At 58.3% G+C, this 15,990-nt stretch carries 13 protein-coding genes; all 13 read left to right on the top strand.

Annotated features, from left to right (window positions below; all coding sequences use genetic code 11):
• Nucleotides 1-100 precede the first annotated feature (100 nt).
• The 13 genes from FVV99_RS11965 (at nt 101) to FVV99_RS11905 (ending at nt 15,963) form a co-directional block, all read left to right on the top strand.
• Entirely contained in the window at nt 101-1,762 is a 1,662-nt protein-coding gene (locus tag FVV99_RS11965; RefSeq protein ID WP_148254314.1) for an AMP-binding protein, read from the top strand.
• Nucleotides 1,763-1,874: 112 nt separating this feature from the next.
• The gene (gene hrpA, locus FVV99_RS11960) at nt 1,875-5,870 is read left to right on the top strand and encodes an ATP-dependent RNA helicase HrpA (protein WP_148254313.1); all 3,996 of its coding nucleotides are present in this window, start codon (nt 1,875-1,877) and stop codon (nt 5,868-5,870) included.
• A 117-nt stretch (nt 5,871-5,987) separates the two neighbouring features.
• Complete coding sequence (locus FVV99_RS11955) at nt 5,988-6,767, top strand: MlaA family lipoprotein (protein WP_148254312.1); 780 nt, start codon at nt 5,988-5,990, stop codon at nt 6,765-6,767.
• Between the two features lie 12 nt (nt 6,768-6,779).
• Entirely contained in the window at nt 6,780-7,976 is a 1,197-nt protein-coding gene (locus FVV99_RS11950; RefSeq protein ID WP_148254311.1) for a PP2C family protein-serine/threonine phosphatase, read from the top strand.
• Nucleotides 7,963-8,472: an STAS domain-containing protein gene (locus FVV99_RS11945; RefSeq protein WP_148254310.1), complete on the top strand. Its 510-nt coding sequence runs from the start codon at nt 7,963-7,965 to the stop codon at nt 8,470-8,472. The genes FVV99_RS11950 and FVV99_RS11945 overlap by 14 nt, the downstream gene beginning before the upstream one ends.
• Before the next feature lie 118 nt (nt 8,473-8,590).
• Nucleotides 8,591-9,775 (top strand): Bcr/CflA family multidrug efflux MFS transporter, encoded by a 1,185-nt coding sequence (locus FVV99_RS11940; protein ID WP_148254309.1) that lies wholly within the window; start codon nt 8,591-8,593, stop codon nt 9,773-9,775.
• Nucleotides 9,768-10,514 (top strand): sulfite exporter TauE/SafE family protein, encoded by a 747-nt coding sequence (locus tag FVV99_RS11935; RefSeq protein ID WP_330860395.1) that lies wholly within the window; start codon nt 9,768-9,770, stop codon nt 10,512-10,514. The genes FVV99_RS11940 and FVV99_RS11935 overlap by 8 nt, the downstream gene beginning before the upstream one ends.
• Before the next feature lie 98 nt (nt 10,515-10,612).
• Nucleotides 10,613-11,629 carry a PstS family phosphate ABC transporter substrate-binding protein gene (locus FVV99_RS11930; RefSeq protein ID WP_148254308.1) on the top strand — a complete coding sequence of 339 codons (1,017 nt, stop codon included), beginning with the start codon at nt 10,613-10,615 and terminating at the stop codon, nt 11,627-11,629.
• Nucleotides 11,630-11,726: 97 nt separating this feature from the next.
• Nucleotides 11,727-12,983, top strand: a complete 1,257-nt coding sequence (pstC, locus tag FVV99_RS11925; protein ID WP_148254307.1) for a phosphate ABC transporter permease subunit PstC — start codon at nt 11,727-11,729, stop codon at nt 12,981-12,983.
• 21 nt (nt 12,984-13,004) lie between these two features.
• On the top strand, nt 13,005-14,171 hold the full coding sequence (gene pstA, locus FVV99_RS11920) for a phosphate ABC transporter permease PstA (RefSeq protein WP_148254306.1): 1,167 nt from the start codon (nt 13,005-13,007) through the stop codon (nt 14,169-14,171).
• 93 nt (nt 14,172-14,264) lie between these two features.
• Entirely contained in the window at nt 14,265-15,047 is a 783-nt protein-coding gene (gene pstB / locus FVV99_RS11915) for a phosphate ABC transporter ATP-binding protein PstB (RefSeq protein ID WP_201745099.1), read from the top strand.
• A gap of 129 nt (nt 15,048-15,176) precedes the next feature.
• Nucleotides 15,177-15,605 carry an arsenate reductase ArsC gene (locus FVV99_RS11910; RefSeq protein ID WP_148254305.1) on the top strand — a complete coding sequence of 143 codons (429 nt, stop codon included), beginning with the start codon at nt 15,177-15,179 and terminating at the stop codon, nt 15,603-15,605.
• Entirely contained in the window at nt 15,586-15,963 is a 378-nt protein-coding gene (locus tag FVV99_RS11905; RefSeq protein ID WP_148254304.1) for a metalloregulator ArsR/SmtB family transcription factor, read from the top strand. The genes FVV99_RS11910 and FVV99_RS11905 overlap by 20 nt, the downstream gene beginning before the upstream one ends.
• Nucleotides 15,964-15,990: the final 27 nt, after the last annotated feature.

The raw sequence follows: 15,990 nt of genomic DNA, 5'->3' as shown, positions 1-15,990 counted from the left end.
AGGCGAACAGCCATATCGAACGTATTGATACTCGGTGAATAATAAAACGATCAGCGATCGGTGCAGGAGATGGATCGCTGACATGTCATGGAGATAGCCCATGAGTAAGCATGCCAACGCCCCCATCCTGTCGGGCCCGCCGATTGAAGGTCTCGATGACTATACGTCGATCCTGGACGTGTTCAAATCCTCGGTCGAACGTTTCGCGGACAGGCCGGCATTCAGCTGCATGGGACAAACCCTGACCTATGCGGAGCTCGATCGTCTGTCAGGCGACTTCGCTGCTTGGTTGCAGAACGAGACAGACCTTGAGCCAGGCGATCGCATCGCCATTCAATTACCCAATGTCCTGCAATTCCCCGTGGCCGTCTTCGGTGCGCTGCGTGCCGGCCTGGTCGTGGTCAATACCAATCCGCTCTACACCGAACGAGAAATGGCCTACCAGTTCAGCGATTCAGGGGCGAGGGCCATTCTGATTCTGGCCAATATGGCCGACAAGCTGGCACATGTACTCGACAGAACGATGATCGAACATGTCGTTGTCACCGAGTTGGCCGATCTGCACGGACTGCCCAGACGGTGGCTGATCAACTCCGTCGTCAAGTACGTGAAGAAGATGGTGCCGCGCTATTCGTTGCCTTCGGCGTTTTCGTTTCGCCATACCCTCGCCCGTGGGCGGAGGTCGTCGCATCGCGATGTCGAGTGCGAGACCACGGATATTGCAGCTCTGCAGTACACCGGCGGTACCACGGGCAGGGCGAAAGGCGCGATGCTGACCCATCGGAATCTGATCGCCAACATGCTGCAGGCGCGTGCGGCGATTGGGCCGGCGCTGGGCGAGGGATGCGAGACCATCATTGCACCGTTGCCGGTCTATCATATCTATACGTTCACGGTGAACTGCCTGTTCATGGTCGAGACCGGCAACCATTCGGTATTGATCACCAACCCGCGCGATCTCGATACGTTCGTCAAGACGTTGCGGTCACAGCCTTTCAGCGGTTTCATCGGTCTCAATACCTTGTTCAATGCACTCTGCAACCGTGATGACTTCAGGCGTCTCGACTTTTCGTCCCTCAAACTGACCATCTCTGGTGGCATGGCGTTGACTCAGCCGGTCGCTCGCCGCTGGGAAGAGGTGACAGGCTGTCCAGTCGCTGAAGGCTATGGATTGACCGAGACGTCGCCTGTGGTCAGCTTCAATCCGGTGAATGCCATTCAACTGGGTACCATCGGCAAGCCGGTCGTCGGGACGTCGGTCAGGTCCGTGGCACCGGACGGGAGCGATCTGCCATTCGGTGAAGCGGGGGAGCTGTGCGTTAGAGGGCCGCAAGTGATGAAAGGCTATTGGCAGTGCGATGATGATACCGCCCAGGCCATCGATGCTGATGGCTGGTTTCACACCGGCGACATCGCTGTGCTGCAGGAAGATGGCTATATTCGCATCGTCGACCGCAAGAAAGATATGATCAATGTGTCCGGCTTCAACGTGTACCCGAACGAGATCGAGGATATCGTGGCCGGTCATCCGGATGTTGTCGAGGTAGCCGCAGTCGGGGTGTCCGATGATAACGCCGGCGAAGCGATCAAGCTGTTCGTAGTGTCGCGTAATGCCGAACTGGATGCGGAGTCATTGCGCGCCTGGTGCAAGGAACAATTGACCGCTTACAAGGTGCCGAAGTACGTGGCCTTTCGCGATGAGTTACCCAAGACCAACGTGGGCAAAGTATTGCGTCGCGAGCTCCGCGATACCGCCGATTGACGACGCGTCGGTCAGGGGAAGATTAGGCGCGTCGCCTCGTGGAGCGTTACAATGACGTCTTTGCACTCCTGGTGAGTGTGGTTCGTTGTCGTTTCGATCGAAAGAGGTTCGCTTGAGCACCACGACTACGCGTCCTGCCGATTCCCATGCACAACCCCGTATCGATGCACTATCCGCACGGCTCGACGAGGCGATGCTGCGCGATGCCCATGAGTTTCGCCGTCGCTTGTCGGGGCTGCGGCGTCGGGCGCGCGACGGCAAGCCCGTAGACCGGGGGTTGAATGATATCGAGCACCGCTTGGAGCGCTCGCTGGCGGCGGTAGAGCGTCGCTCTCAAGCGACCGTACGGCTCGATTATCCTGAAGAACTTCCGGTTGTCGAGCGGCGCAAGGATATCCTCGAGGCGCTGAACGATCATCAGGTCGTGGTGGTCGCGGGAGAAACCGGGTCGGGCAAGACGACGCAGTTGCCCAAGCTGTGTCTGGAACTTGGTTTGGGGCGTCGCGGGCTGATCGGTCATACGCAGCCCAGGCGTCTGGCCGCGCGTTCGGTGGCTACCCGGTTGGCCGAAGAGTTGCAGGTTCCCTTGGGTGAGCAGGTCGGATACCAGGTGCGCTTCACGGACCAGACTGGCGACGATACGCTCATCAAGCTGATGACCGACGGTATTCTGCTGGCCGAGACTCAGCACGACCCCGATTTGTCGCGTTACGAAGCGATCATCATCGATGAAGCGCATGAACGCAGCCTCAATATCGATTTCCTGTTGGGTTACCTCAAACGGCTGACTCAACGGAGGCCGGACCTCAAGATCATCATCACCTCGGCGACCATCGATGTCGAGCGTTTCGCCGCCCATTTTGGCGAGCGGGAACCAGCACCCGTCGTGGAGGTCAGTGGTCGTACCTACCCGGTGGAAACCCGCTATCGCCCGCTGGTTCGTGATGCCGACGATGAAGAGGATCGCACTCTGCAGGAAGGGATCCTGCATGCCGTGGAAGAGATTCAGTCCATCGAACGGGAAAAGGGCTGGCTGCACGGTCCGCGCGACGTCCTGGTCTTTCTGCCTGGCGAGCGCGAGATTCGTGAGACTGCCGATACGCTGCGTCGGGCCCAGTTACGCGATACCGAGATCCTGCCGCTTTACGCCCGACTCTCCAATAGCGAACAGAACCGTGTCTTCGCCTCGCATAGCGGCCGGCGTATCGTGTTGGCCACCAACGTGGCCGAAACGTCGCTGACGGTTCCCGGTATCCGCTATGTGATCGACCCCGGACTGGTGCGAATCAGCCGCTACAGCTATCGCGCCAAGATCCAGCGGCTACCGGTGGAGCCTGTCAGTCAGGCTAGCGCCGAGCAGCGCAAAGGTCGTTGTGGCCGCATTGCCGAGGGCGTGTGTATCCGGCTTTACGATGAAGACGATTTTCTGGCACGTCCCGCATTCACCGAACCCGAGATTCAGCGTACCAATCTGGCGTCGGTGATCCTGTCGATGCTGTCGCTGAAGCTAGGCGACATCGAAGCGTTTCCGTTCGTCGATCCCCCCGATCGACGCTTCATCAAGGACGGCTTTCGGGTGCTGTTCGAGCTTGGAGCCGTGGACGCGCGTCAACGTTTGACAGCGACCGGCCGTCGCCTGGCTCGTCTCCCCATCGATCCGCGTCTGGCTCGCATGCTGATTGCCGGGGCCGAGAACGATAGCCTGCGTGAGGTGTTGATCGTGGTCAGTGCGCTGGCGATCCAGGACCCGCGCGACCGCCCGGCGGAGAAACGCCAGGCTGCCGATCAGGCTCACCGGCGCTGGGACGATCCCGACTCCGACTTTGTCGTTTGGTTGAACCTATGGGATGGCTTCGAGACGGCACGAAACGAGCTATCCGGCAATCAATTGCGCCGCTGGTGTCGTGACAATTACCTCAACTATGTGCGTTTGCGTGAGTGGCACGACACCTTCCGTCAATTGCGTCAGTTACTCCGCGACATGGATATCGAGGTGCCGCCGGCACAACCTGCCGCGACCACGTCGACGGACGGTACGGCCAATGTGGGCGAACAGCAGCATCGAAACACCGTCAGGTTGCATCAGTCGCTATTGACAGGGTTGCTGTCGAATATCGGCCAGTGGTTGGAGAATCGTGACTACTTGGGGGCACGGAATCGCAAGTTTCTCATTCATCCCGGCTCGGGGTTGGCCAAGAAGCGTCCCAGGTGGCTGATGGCATTCGAGCTGGTGGAAACGTCGCAACTGTTTGCCCGCCAGGTGGCACGTATCGATCCCGCCTGGGTCGAGCCATTGGCCGGTCATCTGGTCAAGCGAAGCTACAGTGAGCCGCACTGGGAAATGAAGCGTGCCCAGGTCGTGGCTTTCGAGCAGGTGACACTGTTTGGTTTACCGATCGTCGCTCGGCGTAAAGTGCATTACGGTCCCATTGCCCCGGCCGAGGCGCGTGAACTCTTTATTCGGCGTGCCCTGGTCGAAGGGGAGTACCGCACGCAGGCGGAGTTCTTTACCCATAATCGCGCCCTGATCGGGGAAGTCGAAGACCTGGAAGATCGTGCACGTCGCCGGGATATCCTGGTGGACGAGGAGACGTTATTCGCCTTTTACGATGAACGTATTCCGACGGATATCGTCAATGGCAAGGGCTTCGAGCGCTGGCGTCGGGAAGCGGAGACGGAGACACCCGATATTCTCAAGCTCGACAAGGCCGCTCTGATGGCCCGTGAGGCTGAGGATGTCACTGTCGAGCAGTATCCTGACGAGCTGAACCTCGGCAGTGTTCGTTATCCACTGAGTTATCATTTTCGGCCCGGCGCCTCGGATGATGGTGTGACACTGACGGTACCGGCCGCGATGCTGTCGCAATTGCCGCGGGACCGCCTCGAGTGGCTGGTGCCGGGGCTGTTGCGGGAGAAATGCATCGCGCTGCTCAAGGCGCTGCCGAAATCCGTGCGTCGCCAGGTCGTGCCGATTCCAGATTGGGTGGATGCCGCCCTGGAAGCCATGCAGCCCGATGATGTGCCGCTGACGACAGCACTGGGTGAGTTTCTGCGTGTCAAGACCGGTCTGCGTCTATCGCCGGATGACTGGCGGGTCGATCAACTCGATCCTCACCTGGTGATGAATCTGCGTGTGGTCGATCAGCACGGCAAGGTGTTGGGCGAGGGGCGGGACCTCGATGCATTGATTCAGCGCTTTGAGCATGCGGCCAGCGAAGGTGCCAAGTCGTTGGCCAGCCAGGCCCAGGTGGATCATCAGCTCGATGACTTACCCTCGACACCGCTACCCGAATCGCGGGTGACGACGCAGGCAGGGATTCGTGTGGAAGCCTATCCGGCACTGGTCGATGGAGAGCATGGCCTCGGCGTCGAACTGTTCGATCACGCCGAGAAGGCGCGTGAAGCGCATCGACAAGGTATCAAGCGTCTTGCCATGCAGCGCTTGCCGGATCAAGTGCGCATGCTCAAGCGACTTGACGGACTCGAGCGTTGTGCGTTGCTGTTCGCCAAGGTCGGCAGCAAGCAGCAGTTGATCGATGACGTGGTATCGGCCACGTTCCTGCAAGTGGTCGCAACCGATCCTCTGCCACGCTCTCGGGAGGCGTTGTATGAGCGGCTCGACGCGACCCGGGCGGGGCTGGTACCGCATGGAGAGCATCTGGTTTCCGTCCTGGAAAAGGTGTTGACCGGTCATCTGGCAGTCACCAAGGCGTTGAAAGGGAATCTGAGCCTGGCGTTGGCACTGGTATACAGTGATATCAAGGCACAGATGCAGCGTTTGATTCACCCAGGGTTCGTGGTCGAAGCGGGTGGTTGGCTGGAACACTACCCACGCTACATGGAGGCGGCTTCCATTCGTCTGGAAAAAGCGCCGCGTGAGCGTCAGCGCGATCAGATGTTGATGCAGCGAATACAGGATTTCGAAACGCGTCTGGACGAGCGACGTAAAGCTGGCCGGCGACGTGGTGTCGAGGATGCGCGGCTCGATGAGTTCGGCTGGTGGATCGAGGAGTTGCGCGTCTCGTTTTTCGCCCAGCAGTTGGGAACCTTGATGCCGGTTTCCGAGAAGCGGTTGGAGCGTCGATGGTCGGAAATCACGGGATCATAATAATTCGCTGACTATGCAGTTCTGCGCTAGGGTAGCAAGCAAAGCAAGACGCGAGGAAGATGGTCACTAGGATGCGATAATCGCGATGTACGAGATAGGACAACATAAGGTGAGTCGATGACACGCAAGGGAACGCCTGGGAACGTGAATATCCGTCAACTAGGTCTATCATTGCTGGGAGCGGTGCTGCTGACGGGGTGTGCCAGTCAGCCAGCCGAGGAAGATCGTCATCCCGAGGATCCATGGGAAGGCTTCAATCGCGGCGTGTTCGCTTTCAATGAGGTGATCGACCGCTATGCGCTCAAGCCTGTGGCGCAGGGTTATGATGCCGTGGCGCCTGAGCCGATACAGATTGGCGTCGGTAATTTCTTTTCCAACCTGGGAGAAATCCGTACCGCGCTGAATAGCGTCCTGCAAGGCAAACCAGGCAATGCCGGTGTCTCAACGGGGCGGTTCCTGGTGAATAGCATCGTTGGCGTGGGTGGGCTGCTCGATTACGCTACCCCCATGGGGCTGACAGTCCATGACGAAGACTTTGGACAGACACTCGGCGTATGGGGGATGGAGTCGGGGCCCTACCTGGTCCTACCGTTGCTGGGCCCCAGTACGGTGCGTGATACGGCCGGCTTGCCTGCTGACATGTACACATATCCGCTGACCTATATCGACGATGACCCGACACGCTATGGTCTGACGTTTCTGCGTGTCGTCGATGCCCGTGCCGGATTCCTGGAGCAGGAAGAGTTGATCCGTGGCGACCGCTATAGCTTCATTCGTGATAGCTACCTGCAGCGGCGACGTTTCGAGATTAGTGATGGCGAGGCGGGTGACGATCCCTTCGCCAGCGATGAGTTCGACTTCGATGATGACGATTTCGACGATGCCTTTGCCGACTAGTGCGGGGATTCCATGGCAAACCAGCGACGTTTGATCGGTATTATCGATCGGCCGGGGCTTGATCGCGATGCGTTGGCTGAAACCATTGCCAGGGGGGAGTTCGCCGTCGTCGCGGCGGAGCGTATCGAAGATCTGCCCATCGAGACCGAGTTGATCGTGGCGCATTCGCGGGCCGTTCCCGCACATGAGTGGCCGGCCCTGACGGCCCGATTGCCGACGATGGTCGTCAGCGAATCGCGGCTTGACAGTGATCTGCTCAAGGCGGTGGATGCCGGCATGGTGGATTATATTATCGACCCGCTGCGGCATGGTGACATCCTGCGCCGCATGATCGGCAAGGTGATCGACAACCGCCGCCTGGCCGAGGAACACGAGCAGGATCGGGTGAATCTCGCCGAACTCAATGAAACGCTGGAAACGCATTTGGCCATGCTGCGTCTCGACCAGCAGGCAGGTGGACATATACAGCGCAAGTTACTGCCGGTGCGTCCCCAGACGATTGCGGGAGTGACCTATGACTATTGGCTTGCGCCGTCGCTTTATCTGTCCGGCGACTTCCTCGATTTTCATCGCTATGACGAACGATTCAGCGTATTCTATTTTGCCGATGTGTCGGGTCATGGCGCGTCGTCGGCTTTCGTGACCGTGCTGCTCAAATACCTCTGTAACCACTGGTTAGGGGAGTGGGACGGTCAGGATCCGGAACGCTTGCCGCCGACTTGGCTTGACAAGCTCAATCAGGAATTGATGGATACCGGTATCGGTAAGCATGCGACCCTGTTCGTTGGCGTTATCGACCATGCGCGTCGCTATCTCCATTATTCCATGGGGGCCCAGATGCCTATGCCGCTGCTGGTCGCCGATGGCGAGGTAAGCACGTTACCGGGGGAAGGCATGCCGGTGGGCTTGTTTCCCGGTGTTGAATATCCCAGTCTGGGTATAGCACTGCCGCAGGATTTTCGGCTGTGGCTGTGTTCGGATGGCATACTGGAGTGTCTGTCGGGCGATACGCTTGACCTACGGCTCAAGGAACTCGAGCGTCTGGTGCTGACTAGTACGGATCTGGTGGCACTACGGGGAAGCTTGGCGCTCGGTGACGTGCCGGATAATGACGAAGACGCCGTTATTCAACGTGCACCGGGGCATGAAGAGCTTCCGGATGACTTGACGATCATGACGTTGAATGGGTTTGGCGATGATAATGCATGAAGGGCGACTGAAGGCAGCATTCGATTCGGGTGTCTTCGTGCTTAAATTATGTGGCGATGTACGGCTGACCCTGTGTGCCACTCTGGATCAGCAGGCCGCTCGGCTGGCCGAGACGCCGGGACTCAAGGCGGTCATGGTTGATTTGCGTGAGGCAACCAATGTGGACTCGACCGCATTGGGATTTCTGGCCAAGGTCGCGATGGCGGTGAAAGGGCGCCTCGAGCAACCACCGACGATCGTCGCCGACAACCCCGATGTCCAGCGCATGCTGGATGTCATGGGCTTCTCGCACTTTTTTACCCTGGTCGAAACACCGCTGACCGAGCCGTCGGAGCTGGACGAGCTTCCACAGATCGAAGCGGATGAATCGGATCTTCAACAGCGCATTCTCGAGGCCCACCGTATCCTGATGCGCATGAACGAACATAATCGCGAAGAGTTCCAGCCACTGGTGGATCTGCTCGAAGCACAGAAAGCCCATGACCACGTAGAGTGAATCGTGCACGCCTCTCCCGGCCCTGGGCGTCTGGTGAATTGTCTTTTCCGCTAGTCGGCGAAATCGGCTATCATTAGCGCCCTATCTTTTGTTTTCTGCAGGCCAAGGAGTGTGCCCCTTGTCACTCAGCGCGCGTCGTGTCGCCTTGTTGGTGGCTGCCAATACGGCATTGGCCCCATTTGCCATTGATGCCTACCTTCCCGCTATGCCGGCCTTGGCCGAAGCCGTGGGAGCCAGTATCCATCGCACCGAGCTGTCGGTCAGCGTGTTTCTGTTCGGCTTTGCGCTGGGGCAGTTGACCTGTGGGCCGTTGTCGGATCGCGTGGGGCGTAAGCCAGTATTGTTGGGGGGCCTGACGGTCTTCATGATTGCCAGTCTGGCGATCACTCAGGTCGAGTCGCTCTATACGCTCTGGGCATGGCGTTTCGTCCAGGCGCTGGGAGGCGGCGCCTGTGTGGTCAATTCCGCGGCTATCGTGCGCGATTGTTTCAGTGGCCGTGAGGCAGCCAAGGTCATGTCGACCATGGCGATGATCATGATGCTGGCGCCATTGGCGGCACCCGCGGTAGGCAGTGGTTTGTTGTATCTAGCGGATTGGTGGTTGGTGTTCGTCTTTCTTGCCGTCTATGCCGCCTTTCTGATGTGGCTGCTGAAAACGCAACTGCCCGAAACGCGAGATCCGAACCTGCCGGCAGCCTCGCCGCAGCAAGTATTGCGCAACTACCTCAGCGTGCTACGGCACCGCGAGGCGATGGGCTACATCTGTGCCGTGGCGATGGCCTTTGCCGGCATGTTCGCTTTCGTGACCGCCTCGCCGTTTATCTATATGGAATATTATGGGTTATCTCCGGCCGTCTACCCGTTGGTATTCGGGGCGAACGTGGTCGTGATGGCATCTTCCAACCGTCTCAATATCCGTCTGTTGCGCCGTCGTAGCCCGCAGCAGAACCTCGCCCTCGGCCTGGCCATCCAGTGGGTCGTTGCGATGCTGCTGGTTGCGTTGGTGGCTGCGGGACTGGATTCGCTATGGACGGTGGTGCCGTTGATCATGCTGTTCATGGGGGTGATGGGACTGATCGCCCCCAATGCCATCTCGTCACTGCTGGATCACTTTTCCCACATGAGTGCGACGGCAACGGCATTGCTGGGCAGCATCCAGTTCACGAGTGGTGCCCTGTCCGGTGTCCTGGTAGGCGCGTTCGAGATCGAGAGTGCCTGGCCGATGGTATTGACGATGCTGGGGGTTGCGTCGATCGGGAATATCGGATTGCGAACCTTGGCAGGGCGTGCCGGACGTGACTGATCTCGGTGTCAGTCCATTCATGTCCGTGCTGGACATGGGCCTGGTGACCTGGCTGGGATGCAGTGCCATTCTATTGCTGGGATCGTTCGTACAGCGAGCCACAGGATTCGGACTGGCGGTGGTGGGAGCACCTCTCATGCTGCCGCTGGAGCCGCGGCTGGTCCCCGTGGTACTGGTGATGTTCGGATTGATGGTGTCGTTGATGATGCTGCGGCAGTACCGTCATGAGATTCGTCTCGATGCTATCGGCATGGCTCTGGTTGGCCGGATCCCGGGCACGGTTCTTGGTACCTGGTTGCTATTGATTGCGCCATTGGCAGTTCTGGAGACGACCATCGCCGGTATCGTACTGTTTGCCGTGGCCGTGAGCCTGGCGCGTTTCAGTCTACCGGTCACTCGAGGCACCCTGTTCCTGGCCGGGGTCCTGTCGGGGATTTTCGGTACGGTATCGGCGATCGGAGGCCCTCCGATCGCCTTGCTGATGCAGCGCTTGCCGCCGGATAGCATTCGCGGCAATCTCGCCGCCTTCTTCACGGTCAGCGCCACCATGACTCTGTGTGCACTGGGGCTGGTCGGTCATATCTCCCTGTGGCACATCGGCTTGGCGGTCACATTCGTTCCGGCGATTCTGTTAGGTAACGGCCTGGCCAAAGTGCTGTCACCGCGCATGGATCCTCGTATCATCCGATTGGGTTCGTTAGCCCTCTGTACGACCGCCGCCATCGGGTTGCTCATCTAAAACATCGATTCATGTCGCGTTTGTCATGAAGCTGTCATTTTCTGTCGGCAATGTGTGCCTTGCGAAGGTTGAACACTTCATTGACAGGAGTTACTCGCATGAACCGCATCCTCAAGACTACTGCTATCGCTGCGGCTGCCATGAGCGTGGCCAGTGTTGCTCAGGCCCGTGATCAGGTCCGTATCGTCGGTTCCAGCACGGTCTATCCATTCGCTAGCTATGTGACCGAAGAATTCGGTGCCGTGACCGAATATCCGACGCCGGTCATTGAATCCACCGGTTCCGGTGGCGGCATCCGCCTGTTCTGTGAAGGTGTTGGTGAAGGCACGCCGGACATTACCAACGCGTCTCGCCGGATGAAGCCTTCCGAACTCGAGCGCTGTATGGACAATGGCGTCAATGACGTGACGGAAGCCATGATCGGGTATGACGGTATCGCTTTCGCTCAGTCCAGTGAAAACGACGCCGTCGAGTTGACTCGTGAGCAGATCTTCCTGGCGGTGGCCGCTCAGGTGCCTCAGGATGGCGAGTTGGTCGATAATCCTCACCAGACCTGGAGCGATATCGACTCGTCGCTGCCGGATCGCGAGATCTCGATCTATGGTCCGCCGACGACTTCCGGTACGCGTGATGCGTTCGAAGAATTGGTCATGGAAGCCGCGTCCGAAGGCATGGATGCTTATGGAGGCGAAGGCTACACCGATATCCGTGATGACGGCGCCTACACCGATGCCGGCGAGAACGACAACTTGATCGTTCAGCGCCTTATCGAAGACACCGAGGCCTTCGGCATTTTCGGTTACTCGTTCCTGGAAGAGAACAGCAATTCGCTGATCGGTTCCAGCATCGATGGCGTCGAGCCGACACCTGAAGCAATCAGCAGCGGTGACTACCCGGTCTCTCGCTCGCTGTTCTTCTACGTCAAGAATCAGCATGCTGACGACGTGCCGCCGATGTACGAATATGTCGACATGTTCATGAGCGAGCAGATGATCGGCGATGGCGGTTACCTGATGGATCTCGGTTTGATTCCGTTGCCGGAAGACATGCGTGAGCAACAACGTCAGGATGTATCGGATCGCGATACCCTCGAGGTCGCTGACCTGGAAGAGTGAGTGTGGCGACTGCGTGCTGACGAGGCCGGCAGCCTTCGCTGCCGGCCCGTTGTCGTTAGGTGCCTGATATCAGGTTGATTCATCCGAGAGAGACCCAATGCAGACCAACCAGATTTTCCTGCTATTCTGCGGCATTCTGCTGCTACTGGGATTGGTAGCGTTTTTCCTGGGACGCGCCAAGGCGGCTCGCGTGCGTGGGGCAGGAATCTCAATGTACGCACAACCTGACCAGTACGCTTGGTTCACGGTGTTGGCCACCGCTGGGCCGGCGTTGGTAGTCAGTGGCGTTGGCGCGTTTCTCATGCTGCTGCTGGGTGCGCAGATTCCAACCACCTACTTGTTGGTTGGCAGCCTGGCCATAGCGGCAGGGGGACTAGCCATCGGTGTGCTCCAGATCCGTCCCGACTTCCATGCCCGTCAGGCCATCGAACGAGTGATTCGACTGCTACTGGCCGGTGCGGCGCTGATTTCGATTTTCACGACGTTCGGTATTCTTTTCTCGATCATTTTCGAGGCTATCCGTTTTTTCCAGAAGGAGAGCCTCTGGGAGTTCATCACCGGCACCACCTGGTCGCCGGGAGCCAGCTTCCTGGAAGCCGCCGGGCGCGCCGAAGAGGGTGGTAGCGGTGGCCAGTTCGGTTCGATACCGTTGTTTGCCGGCACCCTGATGATCACGTGCATTGCCATGCTGGTGGCCATCCCCATCGGTTTGATGTCGTCGATCTACATGTCGGAATTCGCGCCGCATAGCGTACGCAATATTGCCAAGCCGATGCTGGAAATCCTGGCAGGGATTCCGACCGTCGTATATGGCTTCTTCGCTGCCATTACCGTGGCGCCGGTCATCGTTGATGTCGCCGGGATGCTGGGCCTGGATGCGGCTTACAACAATGCGGTCGCTCCGGGCATCGTGATGGGGATCATGATCATTCCGTTCATCTCTTCGCTGTCCGATGACGTCATCAACTCGGTACCGGACAGCATGCGTCAGGGGGCACTGGCGCTGGGGATGACCAATGGCGAAACCATCAAGTACGTGGTATTGCCTGCCGCATTGCCGGGCATCATCTCGGCGTCATTGCTTGCCGTATCGCGGGCTCTCGGCGAAACCATGATCGTGGTCATGGCAGCAGGCATGCGTCCCAATCTGACAGCCAATCCGTTAGAAGACATGACGACGGTTACCGTCAGTATCGTGGCAGCCCTGACCGGCGATCAGGAGTTCGAAAGTTCGGCGACACTCTCGGCGTTTGCCCTGGGGCTGGCGCTATTCGTGGTGACGTTGACGCTGAATATCGTGTCGGTAGTGATGATTCGCCGCTTCCGCGAAAAATACCGCATCAATGACTTGTGATCGACGAGGTCTAGTGAAGCAATGAGCCAATCCTTCGATGAAATCACTACGCAACTCAAGCGCCGTCATCGCAAGTCAGCCCGTCTCAAGTGGTTGTCGATGGCATCGCTTGGGGTAGCCCTTCTGTTCCTGATCGTGTTCTTCGCCGATATGCTCAACAAGGGGTTGCCGGCTTTCCAGCAGGCCATGGTGCAAGTCGAGGTCAACTATAACGAGGATGCCGAGACCATGGGCAGGGCGGCCCTTGAACCGGATATCGCGCCGCTGGTCAGTCGCAGTTTCGAGCGGCTGATCCCCGGCATGATCCGTGATAATCCCGACTTGCTTGGTACGACGGAAACACGTTGGGTTTTGACCAACAGCGATGTCGATCAGTACTTGAAGGGCCATCGCAACGAGTTGAGTGAGGACGAACGCGCCGCCATCGACGAACGGGTCGAGAACGAGCAGGTGGAGATGAAGTTCAATACGACCTTCTTCACGCATGGCGACTCCAAGATGGCCGAGCGTGCCGGTATTATGGCAGCGGCCGTCGGCACCATCATGACCATGCTGGTAACGCTGGCAGTCGCGTTTCCGATCGGCGTCATGACGGCTATTTATCTGGAAGAATTTGCCCCGGACAACCGCTTCACCCAGGCCATCGAAATCAATATCAACAATCTGGCAGCGATCCCCTCGATTCTGTTCGGTCTGTTGGGCCTGGCGGTATTCATCAACTTCTTCGGTGTGCCGAGGTCGTCTCCCATGGTCGGTGGCCTGACCCTGGCGCTGATGACGCTGCCAGTCATCATCATCTCGACACGGGCGGCCTTGCGCAGTGTGCCGGACAGTATTCGTCAGGGCGCGTTCGCTGTCGGATGCTCGCGTTGGCAAGTGGTGCGCGATCACGTTCTACCGTTGGCATTGCCAGGCATCATGACCGGTTCGATCATCGGCCTGGCCCAGGCAATGGGCGAAACCGCTCCGCTCATTATCGTTGGGATGGTGGCCTTCATTCCCGATGTCTCGGCATCGTTCACCCAGGCGGCCACTGTGTTGCCGGCGCAAGTCTTTACCTGGGCGGGCGAACCTGAGCGGGCCTTCGTCGAAAAAACCGCCGGCGGCATTCTGGTACTGCTTGCCGTGCTGATTTTCATGAATGCGACAGCCGTGCTGTTGCGCAAGAAATTCGAGCGCCGTTGGTAATGACGGCGCGTTGGACTAGGAAATACGATCATGAATAGTCAAGTGGCCGAGCGAGAGATGACCCCCATGACCAGTCAGCGAGCCGGGCAGCCGGTGACACGCAATGAGCAGGTGAACCATGATCTGAGCGTACGGGTGCGCGACTTGAATCTGTGGTATGGTGAAAATCAGGCGCTGCACGACGTCAATATCGATGTGTTTCAGAAGACGGTTACGGCGCTGATCGGTCCTTCCGGGTGTGGCAAATCGACGTTTCTACGCTGTCTGAACCGCATGAATGACCTGATTCGTGACGTACGCATCGACGGTTTGGTGGAAATGGACGGCCGTGATGTCAACGAACCCAAGATGGATGAAGTTGCGTTGCGTCGCCGTGTGGGTATGGTATTCCAGAAACCGAACCCGTTTCCCAAGTCGATCTTCGAGAATGTGGCTTATGCGCCACGTATGCACGATCTCGTCAGCCGCAGGGCCGATCAGGATGAGCTGGTGGAGCGTTCGCTGCGTGATGCCGGCTTGTGGGAAGAGGTCAAGGACAAGCTCCATCAACCCGGGACGTCATTGTCGGGGGGGCAGCAGCAGCGTCTCTGCATCGCTCGTGCCATCGCCGTGCAGCCCGACGTGATCCTTATGGACGAACCGACGTCGGCGCTGGACCCGATTTCTACAGCCACCATCGAAGACCTGATGGACAAGCTCAAGCAACAGTTCACCATCGTCACGGTTACTCATAACATGCAACAGGCAGCCCGTGTCGCTGATTACACCGCCTTTTTCCATCTTGGTGAACTGATCGAGTACAACGATACCAAGACCATGTTCTCCAACCCCTATACCAAGAAAGCCGAGGATTACATTACCGGTCGTTACGGTTAACGCCTGTTCAGGCGAAGCGGGTTCCGCTTCGCCATGTTGCGTGACGTATCAGGATCGTGACTGTCATCGTTATGTCACGGCGGCGCTGTATATATGCTAATGTGTATATATGGTTTGAGAGATATCTCCATGACGAAGCAACGCGTACTGTTCCTGTGCAATCAGAATTCCGCCCGTTCGCTGATGGGAGAAGCCCTCTTGCGGCACCTGGGCGGCGATAGGTTCGAGGCGGTCAGCGCGGGTGTCGATCCCGACCGTCCGCATGAATTGGCCCTGGCGGCACTGGACGAGCTCGGCATCGATACGCAAGGCTTAGCGTCCAAGCCACTCGATGATTATATCCATCAGCATTTCGATGCCGTCATCGTCCTGTGTGACAAGGCGCAACAGCACTGTCGTCAATGGCCGGGCGAGGTCGAGGAGCGGCTCTTCTGGGATATCAAGGATCCGCGCTTGAACTCCACCAAGGATGCCTATGCCAAGACGCTGCAGGAAATTCGTGCGCGGCTGCGTCTATGGCTCAGCATAAAGGCTCGCGATGACAACCACACTGCATGACAGCCCGGCGTCATTGACACCCGGGCGCCTGTTCAAGTGCCTGAGCGATGACACTCGCCAAGCGATCATGTTGCTGGTCCACACCGAGGGAGAGCTCTGCGTGTGTGAGTTGACCCATGCGCTTGAGCTTTCCCAGCCCAAAGTATCGCGCCACCTGGCCCAGTTGCGTCGTTGTGGCCTGCTGCAGGATCGGCGTGAAGGACAGTGGGTGTATTACCGCTTGATGCCGGGAATGCCCGAGTGGGCATTGGATATCTTAGCGTCTACCGCTCGTGGCGCCGATTCGGTTATCAGCTCATTGCAACGGCGCTTGGCGATGATGGGACAACGCCCGGAACGACGCCAAATATGCTGCTGAATGATCGACGTTTGCCAAGTCTCTGTT

It is taken from the genome of Aidingimonas lacisalsi (assembly GCF_008079445.1).
In the GTDB taxonomy this organism is placed as follows: Bacteria; Pseudomonadota; Gammaproteobacteria; order Pseudomonadales; family Halomonadaceae; genus Aidingimonas; species Aidingimonas lacisalsi.
The sequence above is the reverse complement of the archived record's forward strand: the minus strand, read 5'-3'. Positions and strand labels throughout refer to the sequence as shown.